The organism is Mucilaginibacter sp. P19 (assembly GCF_050632265.1).
GTDB lineage: Bacteria > Bacteroidota > Bacteroidia > Sphingobacteriales > Sphingobacteriaceae > Mucilaginibacter > Mucilaginibacter gossypii.
Genome location: NZ_CP192586.1, coordinates 36,309 through 49,851 on the forward strand (window position 1 = coordinate 36,309; position 13,543 = coordinate 49,851).

General features: G+C 43.3%; 12 protein-coding genes. 11 read left to right on the forward strand and 1 reads right to left on the reverse strand.

The window, feature by feature from the left end; genetic code table 11:
- Window positions 1-50 precede the first annotated feature (50 nt).
- From ACQ86K_RS00175 to radA, 3 genes are all read left to right on the forward strand, one after another.
- A complete protein-coding gene (locus tag ACQ86K_RS00175; RefSeq protein WP_256337567.1) occupies window positions 51-1,040 on the forward strand; it encodes a hypothetical protein in 990 nt (329 codons plus the stop codon).
- Window positions 970-3,255 carry a hypothetical protein gene (locus ACQ86K_RS00180; RefSeq protein WP_143020899.1) on the forward strand — a complete coding sequence of 762 codons (2,286 nt, stop codon included), beginning with the start codon at window positions 970-972 and terminating at the stop codon, window positions 3,253-3,255. Before ACQ86K_RS00175 ends, ACQ86K_RS00180 begins: the two co-directional genes overlap by 71 nt.
- Before the next feature lie 104 nt (window positions 3,256-3,359).
- The gene (gene radA / locus ACQ86K_RS00185) at window positions 3,360-4,772 is read left to right on the forward strand and encodes a DNA repair protein RadA (RefSeq protein ID WP_091175671.1); all 1,413 of its coding nucleotides are present in this window, start codon (window positions 3,360-3,362) and stop codon (window positions 4,770-4,772) included.
- 132 nt (window positions 4,773-4,904) lie between these two features.
- On the opposite strand, the gene ACQ86K_RS00190 is transcribed toward radA, so the two are convergent.
- Window positions 4,905-5,186, reverse strand: coding sequence for a hypothetical protein (locus ACQ86K_RS00190; protein WP_091175668.1), 282 nt, complete (start codon window positions 5,184-5,186; stop codon window positions 4,905-4,907).
- Window positions 5,187-5,441: 255 nt separating this feature from the next.
- Between ACQ86K_RS00190 and ACQ86K_RS00195 the strand changes: the two genes are divergently transcribed.
- The 8 genes from ACQ86K_RS00195 (at window position 5,442) to ACQ86K_RS00230 (ending at window position 13,485) form a co-directional block, all read left to right on the forward strand.
- Window positions 5,442-7,316, forward strand: coding sequence for a M61 family metallopeptidase (locus ACQ86K_RS00195; protein ID WP_091175667.1), 1,875 nt, complete (start codon window positions 5,442-5,444; stop codon window positions 7,314-7,316).
- A 2-nt stretch (window positions 7,317-7,318) separates the two neighbouring features.
- Window positions 7,319-8,626: a M20/M25/M40 family metallo-hydrolase gene (locus tag ACQ86K_RS00200; RefSeq protein ID WP_091175664.1), complete on the forward strand. Its 1,308-nt coding sequence runs from the start codon at window positions 7,319-7,321 to the stop codon at window positions 8,624-8,626.
- A 252-nt stretch (window positions 8,627-8,878) separates the two neighbouring features.
- Entirely contained in the window at window positions 8,879-9,409 is a 531-nt protein-coding gene (locus ACQ86K_RS00205; RefSeq protein WP_091175662.1) for an AAA family ATPase, read from the forward strand.
- A 470-nt stretch (window positions 9,410-9,879) separates the two neighbouring features.
- A complete protein-coding gene (locus tag ACQ86K_RS00210) occupies window positions 9,880-10,440 on the forward strand; it encodes an RNA polymerase sigma factor (RefSeq protein WP_091175659.1) in 561 nt (186 codons plus the stop codon).
- Complete coding sequence (locus ACQ86K_RS00215) at window positions 10,437-10,607, forward strand: hypothetical protein (RefSeq protein WP_431199528.1); 171 nt, start codon at window positions 10,437-10,439, stop codon at window positions 10,605-10,607. Before ACQ86K_RS00210 ends, ACQ86K_RS00215 begins: the two co-directional genes overlap by 4 nt.
- Before the next feature lie 2 nt (window positions 10,608-10,609).
- Entirely contained in the window at window positions 10,610-11,011 is a 402-nt protein-coding gene (locus tag ACQ86K_RS00220) for a hypothetical protein (RefSeq protein ID WP_431199529.1), read from the forward strand.
- Complete coding sequence (locus ACQ86K_RS00225; protein WP_431199530.1) at window positions 10,992-12,428, forward strand: hypothetical protein; 1,437 nt, start codon at window positions 10,992-10,994, stop codon at window positions 12,426-12,428. Before ACQ86K_RS00220 ends, ACQ86K_RS00225 begins: the two co-directional genes overlap by 20 nt.
- A gap of 118 nt (window positions 12,429-12,546) precedes the next feature.
- The gene (locus ACQ86K_RS00230; RefSeq protein WP_091175652.1) at window positions 12,547-13,485 is read left to right on the forward strand and encodes a helix-turn-helix domain-containing protein; all 939 of its coding nucleotides are present in this window, start codon (window positions 12,547-12,549) and stop codon (window positions 13,483-13,485) included.
- Window positions 13,486-13,543 lie beyond the last annotated feature (58 nt).

The following is a 13,543-nucleotide window of genomic DNA, read 5'->3' on the forward strand; positions in this document are numbered from 1 at the left end:
CTATTTCATAGCCTATGCTCAAATATTTCCGGTGGTTTATAATATTAGTCTTGTTACTTCCAACGGCTTCTTGTCGCAAAACCGGCAATGCTACAACGGCCTTTTATTACTGGAAAACCAGCTTCAACCTTAATCAACAGCAAACAGCCTTACTAAAGCAAACCGGCAACAATGCCTACATCCGTTTTTTTGATGTAAGCTGGAACGATAAAGAACAACGCTCATATCCAAATGCCGTTGTGCAACTCAATGCGCTCCCGGCAGGCTTTAATATTACTCCGGTTATCTATATCACAAACAAAACTTTTGAAAACACTGCAGATACTGCTGTAACCAATCTTGCCGAACATTGCAATAAGCTAATCAATGAACTGGCCGCGGAAAGGAAGATCAACTATACCAAAGTACAAATTGATTGCGATTGGTCGTTAAGTACACGGTTAAAATATTTCAGCTTTTTGACCGCTTTTAAAAACCTGAACCATAAACAACTGGAAGCAACCATCCGCCTGCACCAGGTTAAATTTAAAGACCGTACAGGTGTGCCTCCTGCCGACCGCGGGGTATTGATGTTTTATAACATGGGCAAGCTCAACGCCGAGCTGCAGCAGCCCAATTCAATATACAATAGCAATGATGCGGATAAGTATATCGCTTACCTGGGCAGCTATCCCCTGAAGCTGGATATTGCCTTGCCTTTATTTTCCTGGGCTATTCATATCAGGGAGGGCCGGGTGATCCAGGTATATGGAAAAATAGGGCGAAGGCAACTTTCCGATCAGGCTCATTTTGAACCAATTGAAGGGCAGGCAAATTACAGGGCCAAAACAAGCTTTTTTCTGGATGGAATTTATATCAAACAAAATGATATTTTTAAACTTGAAGAAACGGACAGCAATACATTGAACGCTGCCGCCCAGCAATTAACACAGCATCTGCCTAAACAAAAACATACAACTATTATCTACTATGAACTGGCCAATATCGACCTTTCAAAATTTAACCAGGAAACCCTTACGCAAATTTCTGCTCGTTTTTAGCCTATGCACGCTGGCCATAGCCGGAGTGATCTGGGCCTGTGCCGACTCGTACGAGGAAGAATATTCCGTTTTCACTCCCGAATATTTTGTCAACAAGCAATACTCCCCATTCTTTTATACCGGCAACGAGGTTTACTATGGCTTGGGCTATACGGATGGGAGCAATACATGGTATAACGATATTATTGTTGACGAATGGTACGATCATTTTAACCATCAATTCAGCAAAACATCACTTCAGTACCTGCTTATTAAAGCCAGTGCCGGCGCTGTTGATTCCATTTCCCGTAAATCAGCCGGCGCGCTCAAAGTATTGCCCGCTAAATACCCCGTTATGAGTACTGGTACTGTATCAGCAAAAATGCTCAAAGCTTTTTATAGCTACCTGAAGCTGGCGAAAATAAGTGAGGCTTATTCGGTAAACGATCAATATTATTCGTGGGATAAGGTAAAGCCCAATCATTCGCCGGTAAAGCTGGCTTCAACGCTGATTGGTGCCTTCGATGCCGAAACAGATCCTTTTATCAAGGAGCGTTTATGGTTTCAAGCCGTTCGTTATTATTACTTCCTGGATAATTCGTCGTCGGCAACAACTGTGAGCTTGTTTAATCAGTTCAAAGATCATTTTCCTAAAAACCTCATTTACTACCGTACAATGGGCTATGTAGCCGGATATTATTACAGGCAAAAAAACTACGCCCTATCAAACTACCTGTACAGCCTTTGTTATGATTACACGTATAAATTAAAGATCCCGAGTTTCTGGAGCTTCCACCCGCAAAATGAAAGTGATTGGAATGCCACACTCAGGCTTGCCAAAACGCCGGAAGAAAAAATAACCCTGTGGCATATGATGGGGGTACAATATGATGCCGCAAGGGCTATAAAAACTATCGCGGCTATCAACCCAAAATCCGAAAAACTGGACCTGCTGCTAAGCCGTCTGATTAATATCAGGGAGGCCACAACAGGAGGCGGTAAACCTGCCGATTCGGTAATAAAATCCGATAACGATGGTAAACGGCTTGTTGAAAACATTGCCCTTAAAAATAATACAGCCAAGCCTTACTATTGGAACCTCGCGGCAGGTTACCTTAACTTTTTGGATAGCAATTACACCGCAGCCGGTAAGTTTTATGCTACAGCAAAAAACCAGTTCCCCGCCGGCGATAAAATGATTGTAGCACAGGGCAAGTTGCTCGACCTTATGTTATATATCAAAAACCTTAAAAAAATGGATGCCACTGCAGAGGCAAAATTAACGGAGCCCCTTAACTGGCTTGCCAACCTGCGCGATAGTAAGATTAAGATCAAAGACCTGCGGTTTGATAATGCCATTTCGGTTTGTAACCTTGCCATATCGCGGCTTTATAAAAAGCAAGGCAACCCAATCAGGGAGGTATGCTTTAACAACAATGCACAGGATTTTTATGCGGATAGCACAAGGGTGCAGCACATGATAGATCTGTTAAATAAACCGGATAAAACTGCTTTTGAACAAACGATGTTGCGTTATTATCCTATAACCCTTAACAATTTATATTACCATCGGGCTATCACATTGGTTTATCAGCAAAAGTTACCTGAAGCTATTGCTCAACTCAAAAAAATGAAGCCCGAAGATTTTGTGCTTGCAGGCAACCCCTTTACCGGTAGATTAGTTGACTGCCATGACTGTGATCATGCAGCCCCGCAAAAGCAAAAATATACGCCGCTAAGTTTTCTGCAAACGCTTAACACTTTAAATACAGAAATTAAGCAAGGCAAAAACGTATACAGTAATGCTTATGCCATTGCGAATGCCTATTACAATATCACATACTACGGTAACGCCCGGTTGTTTTACGAATCGGATGCGGTAGCTACCGGGCCAACCGGCCGCTATTATTACGAAGGCGAACAGCGCATGGATGATAAATTGACATCGATGCAAATTGCGATGAAGTACTATCAACTGGCCCGCAAAAATGCCACCACAGATGAACAGCGTGCCCGCTGTACATTTATGCTGAGTAAATGTGCCCTGAATGAAATATACAATGACCCAAACTTTAAAGGTGCCGACAAGTTTGCCGATATAAAAGCCAGTCAGCCTGTTACCGATGCGTATTACAAATATTTCGCACAGTTAAAAGAGAAATACAATAACACGGCTTACTATAAAGAAGCGCTTAAGGAGTGTGGCTATTTCAGGCTCTATGCAGATAAAAAGTAAAGGTAATTGAGTAGTATTCATTAATGTGTTTTGCTAATTAATTTAGTAATAAAATAAATAATCTGCATATTTGCACATCTGTAATCTGCACATCTGAATAAATAATGGCCAAATCCAAGATCGCGTATTTTTGTCAAAGCTGTGGCTTTGAATCGCCTAAATGGCTGGGTAAATGCCCGTCATGCCAGCAATGGAACACTTTTGTTGAGGAGGTGATTGAAAAAGGCAATGCAGCGGTACCTGCCTGGAAACCTGCGTCAACCAGTCAGCAGCGGGCCAATAAACCAGTGGCCGTAACGGAGATCACTTATACCGAAGAGCACCGTGTGCCAACTCCCGATAAAGAGTTTAACCGCGTTTTGGGAGGCGGGATAGTGCCCGGTTCACTGGTATTGATAGGCGGTGAGCCGGGCATAGGCAAATCAACCCTGATGCTGCAACTTGCGCTCAATATGCCAAACCAAAAAGTTTTGTATGTATCGGGCGAGGAAAGTGAAAGGCAGATAAAAATGCGGGCCGAAAGGTTAGCTTCGCCCGAAGGGGGAGTCATAGGCGAAGGCGCTTATATACTGACAGAAACTTCAACCCAAAACATATTTAAACAGATAGAATCATTAGAGCCGGATATGGTGGTGATCGACTCGATCCAAACCCTGCATTCGGCACATATTGAATCAACGCCTGGCAGTGTATCGCAGGTTAGGGAATGTACCGCCGAGCTATTACGTTTCGCCAAAGAGACTTCGACGCCGGTATTTTTAATTGGTCATATTACCAAAGACGGTATGATTGCCGGGCCGAAGATATTGGAGCACATGGTTGATACCGTGCTGCAGTTTGAGGGCGACAGGCACCACGTTTACCGCATATTGCGTACCATCAAAAACCGTTTCGGCTCGGCATCAGAGCTGGGTATTTACGAAATGATGGGTGAAGGATTGAGGGAAGTGTCCAATCCGTCGGAGATCCTGCTTTCGCACCGGGAAGCGCCATTAAGCGGCATCACTATTTCGGCTACCTTAGAAGGTATGCGACCAATGCTGATTGAAACCCAGGCATTGGTTAGTGCGTCGGCCTATGGGACGCCGCAACGTACTGCTACCGGTTTCGATACCAAACGCATGAGCATGTTGTTGGCTGTATTGGAAAAACGCTGCGGTTTCAGGTTGGGTGCAAAAGATGTATTCCTGAATATTACCGGCGGCATCAGGGTTGAAGACCCGGCTATTGACCTTGGTTTGGCGGCGGCCATTATTTCATCGCACGAAGATATGCCCATTCCGTTCAAAACCTGTTTTGCAGGCGAACTGGGACTTTCGGGCGAAATCAGGGCGGTAAACCGCGTAGAGCAACGCATTGCCGAAGCGCAGAAGCTTGGCTTTAACCAGATCTTTATCTCCAAATATAACCTTCCTGCCAGCGGCCAGGATAAAAAGCGCATGGATTTGTCCCGCTACGATATCGACATCAAAATTGTAAGTAGTATCGAAGAGGTTTTTAGCTTGTTGTTTGGATAAGAGGGGGCTTAAGGCAGAAAGCTCAAAGCGTTTAATTGATTTCATGTTATCTTTTTATAGTGTTGTTAGATAGCAATGATCATAAAACTATTGGCTTTAAGCTTTAAGCATTCCGCTTTTTGCTTTTTCACTCTAAAACTTCAAATTTGTTTTAAGCCAGTTCTGCACCTCTTCCTGGCTGGAGATTTCGGCCGGTAGCTTATCGTGGATCAGTTTTTCCATTTTATTGCCGGTGTTGGCAAAACGATAATCCCATATCATCATTAACTTGTTGATCAGGTATACCATCTCGTTCCCTTCATTTTTATTGAACGCAGTATGATCGGGCCTGCCATTTACACGCGGATCATTCGGGATGTAAATAGTCCATTGGTAATCGGTGTAGTATAGATTTCTCTTTGAAAAAAGGATCATAAGCCGGCGAATTTCTTTAAATGTACATATAATAAAATGAAAGCGACCGGATTAAGCCTTTTTAAATGGGGTGTAGAGGTTCTTTACACTAACGCTTTTTAAACCTGCCACAGTTAATATGTAGAAGTGAACGCAAAAATTCATTTTATCCGCTGCTGATTGCATTACCTATTTAAAGAACGATTTTCTGCATAATAACATTGATATTATTTTTTCGTGATTTAATAGTAATTTCAGCGCAGATAATTTAAGTTGATGAAAAAATTACTACTCTTTACCGCCGCCTCGGTACTTGCGTGCAGTGCTATGGCACAGCAGGAACCACAAAAAGCTATTTACTATTCCATATCATTCCCAAACGCGGCCCATCACGAGGCTGAGATAAGCATGACCATTCCGCAGGCACCATCAGGCGCTTTCAGGGTACGGATGAGCCGCTCATCTGCCGGCCGGTATGCAACCCATGAGTTTGGTAAAAATATTTACAACGTTAAAGCTACCGATGTTGAAGGTAAGGAGCTGCCTTTAACCCAAATTGAAGGCGATGTTTACGAAGTGGGAGAACATCCGGCAGCGGTGAAAGTGAGCTATACACTTTTTGGCAACTGGACCGATGGTACTTATGCTTCTATCGATCCGAGTCATGCCCACTTGAATATGCCCGCCACGTTTATGTGGGTGGTAGGGCAGGATAAACGCCCCCTTACTTTTGAGTTTAACGACATTGATAAATACGGCTGGAAAGTAGCTTCACAACTTAAACATGAAGGCTCAAATGTGTACAGCGCACCCAATCTGCAATATATGATGGATAGCCCTACCGAACTGTCCAATTACAAACTCAGCAGTTGGGAAGTAGTAAATACCGATGGCAAGAAAGAAAAAATAAACCTTACCATGCACTCAGACGATAGCCAGGCGGTGATTGATAACTTCGGCAAGATGATCCAGAAGCTGGTGCTGGAAGAAAAAGCCGTATTTGGCGAACTGCCCACTTATGATTTTGGCGAGTACACTTTTGTGAGCGATGTAAATCCTGCTGTATCAGGTGACGGTATGGAACATCGTAATTCAACCTCCATAACTATCCCGGCACCAAAAGTTGAAGGATTTGAAAACAACCTCATGGGCGTTTACGCACATGAATACTTCCATAGCTGGAATGTAAAACGCATTCGTCCAAAATCATTGGAGCCTTTTAACTTTGAACACGCCAACATGAGCAGCGAACTTTGGTTTGCCGAAGGTTTTACGCAATATTACGGCGAATTATTACTTGCCCGCGCCGGCTTTGTAACGGTTGATGATTATACCAAAACCATTGCCGGTTTGGTAAACCAGATCTTAAACACACCTGCCGCTGCCAAATATTCGGCCGCCCAAATGAGCCGCTATTCGGTTTTTGCAGATGCAGGAGTATCTATCGACCCTAATAATAACGTTAACGATTTTACCAGTTATTACACTTATGGCGGTGCTATTGCGTTGGCACTCGATCTTCGCCTCCGCAGCGATTTTAACATGACGCTTGATGATTATATGCGTGCTGTTTGGCTTAGCAGGGGTAAAGTAATGAAACCGTATACCATTCCTGATCTGCAAACCGATTTAGGTAAAGTAACCAATAACCCTAAGTTTGCGGCCGATTTCTTTAAGCGTTACATCAACGGAACCGACAAAAACAATTACGAAGAACTGTTAGCTAAAGCAGGCCTGGTACTGCGTAAAGTACAGCCGGGCAAAGGCTGGGCTGGTCCGCTGGCGGTTACTCCGGGCCGTGGCCGCGCCGGGCAGGCACGTGCTGCAGATGCCGAAGGTTTGCCAATACTTTCAAGCACGACTATAGGTACCCCGGTTTACAAGGCAGGCATCGATGCGGGTGATGTGATCCTGAAAGTTGATGGAAAAGATATTAAAGATCAGAAAGGGTTTAGTGATGCCATCGCCGATAAAAAGCCGGGCGATAAGATCATGGTAAACTATAAAAACCGGACCGGTGCCCATGAAACTACGATAACGCTTGAGGAAAACCCCAACTTTGAAGTGGTAACCTTTGAAAAGGCAGGTAAACAATTGAGCAAAGAGCAGGAAACTTTCCGTAACAACTGGCTACAGTCAAAAGTCAAATAACTATGAAAAAGATCTCGATAATAACAGCGGCATTGTTAAGCGTTTCGGCTTATGGTTTTGCGCAAGATGTTAATAAACTCATTAGTAAAGATGATGTAGCCCGGATTATCAAAACCCTGTCGGCCGATGATATGCAGGGCAGGGCCACTTTTACGCCGGGCATTGAAAAAGCTGCTCAGTTTATTGAAAGCGAATATAAAAAGGCCGGCCTTAAACCTATGGCAGGTAATACCGGTTACCGTCAAAACTTTACGATGGTACGGTCGACCCCTGTTAGCTTGACTGTAAGCATCAATGGCAAAGCTATAGCTGCCGACAGCGCGTTTGCAAGCAGTACGGATTCGTTTAAATGGGCAAGCGATAAAGATGTACAGGTAGTTACCGTTGGTGCGGATAAAAATTTCAGGACCGAGTACCGGGCAGCTTCACAAAGCGGCAAGAAAACACTTTTGCTGATCGACCCTAAGTTTAAAGATCTGTTTAGCCGGGTTAAGTCGTACCTTGGGGCAGGCAGCACAAATTTTAAAGGCACAGTAAAACAGCCCCTGGTATTTGTATTGGGCAAGTTCGATAACACAGCATCATTTGATGTTAACTGCGATATCAAAAATGAAGAATTGCCGCTGTTTAATGTTGCCGGTATCCTCCCCGGGAAAACCAAACCGAATGAATATGTGGTATTTTCGGGACACTATGACCACTTAGGGATTATCAAACCTGATAAACCCGGGGTAACAGACAGCATTGCCAATGGCGCGGATGATGACGCTTCGGGCACAACCGCAGTATTGAGCCTGACTAAATACTATAAAAAGCTCAACAATAATGCCCGTACGCTTATTTTCGTAGCCTTTACTGCCGAAGAGATTGGCGAATACGGGTCGCAGTATTTTGCCAAACAAATAGATGCAGATAAGGTAGTTGCTATGTTCAACATCGAAATGATTGGTAAGGCATCTAAATTTGGCACTAACTCGGCATTTATTACCGGGTTTGAAAGATCTGATTTTGGCAAGATCCTGCAGAAGAACCTGAAAGGTACCGCCTTTAAGTTTTACCCGGACCCTTACCCAGATCAGAACCTGTTTTACAGAAGTGATAACGCGTCGCTGGCCGAAGTTGGCGTACCGGCCCACACCATCTCAACCGACCAGATTGATATTGACAAATTATACCATACTGTTGGCGATGAATTTAGTTCGCTGGATGTGAACAATATCACTTCGGCCATCCGCGCGATAGCCCTGAGCTCGCGCACTATAGTTTCGGGCCAGGATACACCAACAAGGGTTCCGAAAAAAACGGAATAAGTGATTAGAGGTTAGTGATTAGAGATTAGTTTGCTCCCTTTACAGAAAAGAATAAAAGAAAATGTCATTGCGAGCGATAGCGTGGCGATCGCACAGCAGCAAAGCCGCCCTGTATAGCATACGATTACTTTTGTTCCTCCTATGACATTTTTGTCTTCCCAATAGTTGCGCTGTTGTCATTGGCGAAAAAAAGAACACTTTGACGCAAATCCCCTCCCATGAGGGGATTTTTATTTAATGTAATTTTACCTCATGAACAAAATACTCAAAATAGCAGTCGTAGGCCCCGAATCAACAGGGAAGTCAACTATGTCTGAATATCTGGCGGCGCATTATAATACGATAGCTGTACCGGAGTATTCGCGTGAGTATTGTGCAAACCTTAAGGGCGATTGCACCTGGCAGGATGAGGTGAACATGTTTCACGGCCAGCTGGCGCTCGAAAAGAAACTGCTGCCACAAGCCAACAGAATCCTGATTTGCGATACCACTTTTTTAACGGTAAAGATCTGGAGCGAGGAAATGTTTGGCAGCGCCCCGCAGGAGGTGCTTGACGAATTGCCCCACCATCCATATGATTTTTATTTGCTCTTAGATATTGATCTGCCCTGGCAGGACGATCCTTTACGTAATTTTCCGACCAAACGCGAGTATTTTATGAACGTTTGGCACCGCGAACTCCAGGCGCTCAACGCCCGGTATGTAGTAATATCAGGCCTTGGGCAGGATAGGTATGATAATGCGGTGAAAGTGGTGGATAAATATCTGAACTCTGATTTTTAGGATTAAAAGATGTTGCCGGATGATGTGCAAGTGATGTTTAAAAAACTCATTGCGAGGAACCACCAGGTGAATCCTGAAAAAAAGTGATAACTGTACAATATATTTTAGCGATGTTGTGCGGTGGCCACGTTAGTGATAGGAGCGGATACCAGCCTTGTGACTAATGCCTGTGCAGTATGAGCGCATAGCACGGGCCGCAGGCAACGCCCAATATTTATAGAGTTGATTTTTAAAATATATTTAATAATCAATAGCGTATGAGTGCGTCATTAGGAACGAAGCAATGACAATTCTTGATTATGCTGTTTTATCAAACTATTTTGTCGGGCATTTTTCAGGCGATTTGCTTATCTAAATCCATCTCAACTTAAAACTGTCAAAAAAATTATCAATAATTAAAAAAATATTTTTCACATACGTGCAACGTTGCAAAATGCCTTGCGTCTATTAACCTGAAGCCGGTCGCGAATTTGGAAGCAATATATATTGATAAACATTACAACCTGGTAATTGAGTGCAAACAGGGGAGCAAAAAAGCCTGTTATGAGCTTTACCGTTTGTATTCGAAAGCTATGCTGAACGTGGCCTTTCGGATAGTGGGCGATATTGCCGAAGCAGAAGATGTGCTGCAGGAAGCTTTTGTGGATGCCTTTGCCAAGCTGAAGGATTTTAGGCAGGATACCACATTTGGCCTCTGGCTTAAGCAGATCGTTGTAAACCGGTCGATCAACCTGCTGCGCAAACGAAAGCTGGAACTGGTTGAGCTGGAAGATGGCCATCTTGAAAATATTGCCGATGACGAGAGCTGGGACGATGAAGACCTGCAGTACCAGGTTGCCAGGGTAAAAGAAGGCATGAACCAGTTGCCCGATGGCTATCGCGTGGTGATATCATTATATCTGCTTGAAGGGTATGACCACGAAGAAATAGGTCAAATATTGAATATATCAGAAAACACATCAAGAACCCAGTTTTTGAGAGCTAAAAGAAAGTTAATTGAAATTTTAAACAGGAAAGGACAAGTATCATGAGCAAGCGATTTGAAGATTTCATGCACGACAATAATGAAGAATTTAACGAAATAGAACCATCGGCAGATTTGTGGGGTAAAATTGAGGCACAGCTCAATTTTTGGACCAGGAGCAGGAACAACCAAAAAAGCGGGAAGCAAAGACTTTTTCGCTGGGCTTCGTGCTAAAAGTGGCCGCATCGGTCATCATCATAATGGGCATAGGCTTCGGCATATATATACAAACCCAAAAAGGCACAAAAGGCGTTGACCTTGCCGCTATTAACCCCGAGTACGCACAACAGCAGGTGCGCTATGCATCGCTTGTTGAAACCAAGCTTACCGAACTTAAGTCAGCATCTAAAAATGATCCTCAGCTATACAAGGAGTTCAGCGCCGAGATAGCTAAGATGGATTCCACCTATAAAAAACTAAACAGTGATTTAGCCACCAGCCCTAACCAGGAACGTGTTTTACGTGCAATGATCCGGAACCTGCAAATACAAACCGAGGTGCTAACTCAGCAATTAAATGTAATTGAACAGTTTAACCAGATGAAAAAGGAACAAAACAATGAAACCAAAAATATTTAGTCCGGCCCTGCTTATGCTTATCGGCTTATTAGCCATAAGTACAGCAAACTTTGCACAGGTAAGTCCTGCAGCCCCGCCTGCACCGGTAAAACCCCTATTACCTCCCACGCCGCCGCCTGCTGCCGGGTTGACCGTGGAGAACTGGACTTCGGTAACCGACAGTAAGGAGTATCAGCAAAAAATGAAGGAGCTGAATGCCAAAATGCACGAACTGCAAAAGGAAATGAGCAACCTGCGAATACAGCAGCAAAAGCAAATGCACCTTAAACTGCAAAATATGCTGAAGCTGAACAAACAGCTTGCTTTTAAGTTTAAGGATAGCCTGAAATTTAAAATGAAGTTTAAAGGATTTGACAGCTTGAAGTTTGCCGATAAATTTGAGATGCTTAGTCCTAATATAAACTTCGGCTTTAAAAACTTCGACCAGAACTTTAGCTACAGTTACGATGGTGATGAGCGCTATGAGCAACAGGTGCAGAATGGCGATATAGTTGAAAAAACAAAAAGCTACAGCAAAAGCTATAATGTTGACGGCAACGATGTGATTAACATTGATAATAAATTTGGCAAGATCACGGTAATTACCTGGGCTAAAAGCGAGGTTAAGGTTGATGTACAGATTAAAGTTGGGGCCAATGATGAAGATAAAGCACAAAAACTGCTTGATAATGTAAATATCAGGGATAGCAAAGACGGCTCGGGTGTATCGTTCAAAACTTACATCAATCAAAACGATGATGATAATGGCAGCTGGGGCAACTTGTTTGGTAAGAAAAACTCTGTGCGTAAAATGGAGATCAATTATACCGTTTACATGCCCGCCAAAAATCCGCTTACCATTAACAACAAATATGGCAGTACCGAGTTGCCCGACCTGAGCGGTAAACTCAATATCAATAACTCATATGGCAGCCTTAGCGCCAAATCTTTAAGCAACCCAGCTTGCCAGATCAGGGTTAAATATGGGAGTGCAACTATCGGCAACCTTACCGGCAGCGATTTGGATGTAGCCTATGGCAGCCTTAATCTTGGTGATTGTGATAAACTCAATGCTGATGTAAGTTACGGCTCGGCCAAAATTGGCCGTATTACTACTTCGGGTAATATCAACGTTAAATTCAGCGGGGCGTTAAAGATTGAAGAGGTTGATAAAAATGTGAAAAATCTTTCGGTTAATTCATCATATTCAAGTGTAAAACTGGGAGTGAGCGACGGCCAGAATGCTGATTTTGATATCACTGTGCACTACGGTAGCTTTAACTATAGCGGCCATGATGTTAACATCACCAGTAAAACCCCTGCCGACGGTGAACGTGGCTATAGTCCGACAAAAACCTACAAGGGCCATTTAGGTAAAGGCGGCAGCGATAAAACCATTACCATCAGCACCAGTTATGGTAGCGTAAGCTTTGATTAAAATATATTAGACGTAAAATAAAAAACGGCGTATTGTAACTGATGCGCCTTTTTTTATTGATTAGCCCGTTGTTGCAAATCTCCCGTATCCCTCATAGCTTTGATGCAAACATCTCGTCATGCATCACCAGGATAGTGAAAAACAGATCTTTAATACCCTTTATGATCAATACAAGCACCTGGACTTACCACTCGAGCTGATAAAACATACCGATTTTACGGTTTTTAACCTAAAAGATATTAATCAGCCGATGCCGTTTAGATCGCCCTTGAGCAGGCTTAACTTTTTTGTCTTTGCCTTCATTAAAGATGGGAGTGGTGATTATACTATTGATGAGCAAAATCATAAACTGCAGCCCCGTGCTATTTACTTTACCAATCCGGGCCATTTCCGTTCGTTTAACTGGGAACGTATCGGCGATGTATACCTGTTTACGCTGAGCGAATCGTTTTTGAAGGAAAACGTACACGCCAATATCTTTGATGAGTTTCCTTTTCTGCTGGCCGAAACATTTCCGGCCCGCGTACTTACGCCCGAAGTTTTTGAGGAGTTTGATATTTTATATCACCAGATCCTGAAAGAATACAATTCAGATAGCCCATACCGTTACCGGATCATCGGTAACCTGTTTGTGGTGGTGCTGTTAAAATTCAAAGAATATTTCTGGAAAGATTATAACCCGATATATGAAGGTAACAGAAGCTCGGAAATTGTAAAAAACTTTAAACGCCTGCTCGAAAAACATTATCGCGACCTGAGCAATGGTACGGCCGAACAGGCTTTCAGGGTGCAGGACTACGCCGATGCGCAAAGCCTTCATCCCAACTATCTGAGTAATGTTATCAAAATAAAAACCGGCAAAACCATCAGCACATGGATTGCCGAAAAAACTATAACTGAGGCCAAGGCCCTCTTGCAGAACTCAAAACTCTCCATTAAAGAAATTGCTTATCGCCTGGGTTTTTCTGAAGCTACCCATTTCAGTAATTATTTTAAAAAGCATACTGATTTGTCGCCGGTGCTGTTCAGGAAGGAGCACCATAGGGTATCCTCTTGATAAAGATGTCTATAAAGTAAGCTGGCTTGATAACTTACAAGGCTGCTTGTCCTATGGG